The sequence below is a fragment of the Streptomyces kebangsaanensis genome (assembly GCF_001906585.1).
Classification (GTDB): domain Bacteria; phylum Actinomycetota; class Actinomycetes; order Streptomycetales; family Streptomycetaceae; genus Streptomyces; species Streptomyces kebangsaanensis.
Genome location: NZ_JUJA01000166.1, coordinates 9,524 through 10,405 on the forward strand (window position 1 = coordinate 9,524; position 882 = coordinate 10,405).

The 882-nt window shown below is 73.4% G+C and carries 1 protein-coding gene; it reads left to right on the top strand.

Annotation, left to right across the window (positions count from 1 at the left end; translation table 11 throughout):
* Positions 1-279: 279 nt before the first annotated feature.
* The coding region (locus RH94_RS34140) for a uracil-DNA glycosylase (RefSeq protein ID WP_073952277.1) at positions 280-882 on the top strand (603 nt) is incomplete at its 3' end.

Here is an 882-nt window from a genome sequence, read left to right on the forward strand (position 1 = left end):
GGCCGGCGGACCGCCGGCGCGGCCGAACGGGCGTGGGCCGAACGGGCGTGGGCCGAAGGGGCCGCGCCCGGGCCGGACACGACGGCCGTGGCGGAGCGGCTCGACCATGGGACGCAACGGGCTCCCCTCCTCCCGGCGACCGGCTGCGCGGTCTGCCCGGCCGACTCGGCGGCCTCGACGGCCTCGACGAGGAAAGAGCCTAGCGCCCGGGGAGGTTCTCGTCGTGGGGGCTGGTCCGCCGGTACGGGTTGTCGGTGTGGGCCACTAGAGTGGCGTGGCGTGGGACGACGACCGTTGAATGAACTTGTTGAGGACGGCTGGGCGAAGGCCCTGGAGCCGGTGGCCGGGCGTATCGCGGACATGGGGGACTTCCTGCGTGCCGAGGTGGCGGCGGGCAGGACGTACCTCCCGGCGGGAGCGAATGTCCTGCGGGCGTTCCAGCAGCCCTTCGACGACGTGAGGGTGCTGATCGTCGGTCAGGACCCGTACCCGACGCCGGGTATGGCGATCGGTCTGAGTTTCGCGGTCTCGCCGGAGGTGCGGTCGCTGCCGGGCAGTCTGGAGAACATCTACCGGGAGCTGAACGCGGATCTGGGTCTGCCCCGGCCGTCCAACGGTGATCTGACCCCGTGGACCCGGCAGGGCGTGCTGCTGCTGAACAGGGCGCTGACCACGGCCCCGCGCAAGCCGGGCGCCCACCGGGGCAAGGGCTGGGAGGAGGTCACCGAGCAGGCCATCCGCGCCCTCGTCGCACGGGGGCGGCCGTTGGTGTCGATCCTGTGGGGGCGGGACGCGCGCAGCCTGCGCCCCCTGCTCGGGGAGTATCCGGCGATCGAGTCGGCGCACCCCTCGCCGATGTCGGCGGACCGCGGCTTCTTCGGC